At 69.5% G+C, this 2254-nt stretch carries 1 protein-coding gene; it reads left to right on the forward strand.

Features of this window, described 5'->3' with window-relative positions:
- Positions 1-57 precede the first annotated feature (57 nt).
- Positions 58-2254: acyltransferase domain-containing protein (locus AB0D04_RS42615; RefSeq protein ID WP_362712871.1), on the forward strand; the 2197-nt coding region annotated here is incomplete at its 3' end.

Below are 2254 nucleotides of genomic sequence, written 5' to 3' on the forward strand. Positions count from 1 at the left end.
CTGGCCGGGTACCCCGGGCTGGGTGTTGCCGCGGTCAACGGTCCTGGGGTCACGGTGGTGTCCGGTGATGCCCAGGCTCTGGATGAGGTGCAGGCTGCTTGGGAGGCCGAGGGCGTACGGGTGCGTCGGGTGCCCGTGGATTACGCGTCGCATTCCCCGCATGTGGAGGCTCTCCGGGATCGGATTCTGGCGGATCTTGCCTCGATCAGTCCGGTGTCCTCTTCCTTGGTGGGTTTCTTCTCCACGCTGACCGGTGAGCTGATCGACACGGCCGACCTTGATGCCGGGTACTGGTTCCGGAATCTGCGGCAGACGGTCCGTTTCGAGGATGCCGTGCGTGCTGCCGTCGACGCCGGCCACTCTGTGTTTGTCGAGGCTTCCGCTCATCCTGTTCTGACGGTGGGCATCGAGCAGATCCTTGAGGACGCGAACGTTGACGGCGCTACGTTCGGTACGCTCCGCCGTGATCACGGCGGTCTGGAGCGGTTGCTGACGGCGTTCGGGCAGGCGCATGTTCAGGGTCTTCCGGTCGCGTGGGAGAAGCTGCCGGCCCCGAATCAGCCCCAGCGCGTCGACCTGCCGACCTACGCCTTCCAACGACAGCGGTACTGGCCGAAGCCGGACGGCCGGCGTCCTGGTGATGTGCGGGGCCTGGGTCTGGGCTCGGCTGGGCACCCGCTGCTGGGTGCGGCTGTGACGTTGGCTGACTCGCACCAGGTCGTCCTCACCGGACGGCTGTCGCTGTCCACCCACCCGTGGCTCGCCGACCACGCCGTACTGGGCACGGTCGTACTGCCCGGCGCGGCCTTCCTGGAGCTGGCGGTCTGCGCCTGCGACCAGGTCGGCTACGACTCGGTGGAAGAGCTGATCCTGGAGAAGCCGCTGCAGCTGACCGCATCCGGTGGCGTACAGGTGCAAGTCAGCGTGAACGCGCCCGATGAGACCGGCAGGCGGCTCTTGGCGATCCACTCGCGCCGTGAGTCCGACGCAGAGGACGGCTGGATCCGGCACGCGACGGGTGTGCTTACGGAAACGGTCGGCCGGCCGTCGTCCACGGGCCTTGAGATCTGGCCGCCGGCCGACGCGCTTCCCGTCGAGATCGATGGCTTCTACGAGCGCTTGGTCGCCATGGGCTACGAGTACGGCCCCACCTTCCGTGGACTTCGAGCCGCCTGGCAGCGCGACGACGAACTGTTCGTCGAAGTGCGGTTGCCAGACGACATGCGCGCCTCGTCCGAGGACTACGGGCTCCACCCGGCGCTTCTCGATTCCGTGCTGCAAAGCCTCCGGCTGGCGTCCTTCGTCGAACAGCCCACTCCGGGGCACGTACGGATGCCGTTCTCCTGGACCGGCGTCAGCCTCCATGCCGCAGGCGCCGCCACGATGCGAGTTCGCCTGGCACCCGCGGAGTCCTCCGACGGCGTGTCCCTGACGCTGGCCGATGCCACGGGTGCCCTGGTCGGCACCGTCGACGCGCTGGTGTCCAAGTCGGTGTCCAGTCGGCAGATCGGGGCGGCCGGGGACGAGGCGCCTCGGCTCGGGGTCGAGTGGGCACCCGTACCGTCGTCCCGGTGGACTGGCACCGCGGGCGGGGCCGGCGCGCCCGACTGGGTCGGCTTGGGCGAGCTCAACGGGCCCGATGGCTGCTACGCGGACCTGACGGCGCTGGTCGACGCCATCGACGAGGGGGCACCGGTACCGGCCACCGTCGTCGTCGAGTTGGCCGACGTCTTCTCCACCGATCTGACGGCACGGGCCTATGTGCACTCGGCACTGGAACTGACGCGGGCGTGGCTGGCCGACGAGCGGTTCGCCGATTCCCGGCTGGTCGTGGTGACGCGTGGCGCGGTCAGCGCATCGCCGGAGGACAGCGCGGACGGCGTCGCCCAGGCCGGCGTCTGGGGCCTGTTGCGCTCCGCGAGGTCGGAGCACCCCGGCCGCTTCGCGCTGGTGGATCTCGACGACCCCGAGGAGCTGGATGTGCCAGTGGCCTTCAGCGAGTCGCTGCCTATGGCCCTGGCCGTCATCAGCACCGACGAGCCACAGGTCGCGGTGCGCGACGGCGTGCCGCTGGTCCCCCGATTGGCGCGGGTCGCGCCGCGAGGCGATGCCACCGGCTCCGCCGATGCGCAGGCGGCGGACGGCCTGTTCCGGTCAAACGGCACGGTGTTGATCACGGGTGGTACGGGCACGCTGGGTGGTCTGTTGGCTCGGCATCTGGTGGCGGAGCATGGTGTGCGGCACCTGCTGTTGA

The sequence above is a fragment of the Streptomyces sp. NPDC048483 genome, from assembly GCF_040651455.1.
Lineage (GTDB): Bacteria > Actinomycetota > Actinomycetes > Streptomycetales > Streptomycetaceae > Streptomyces.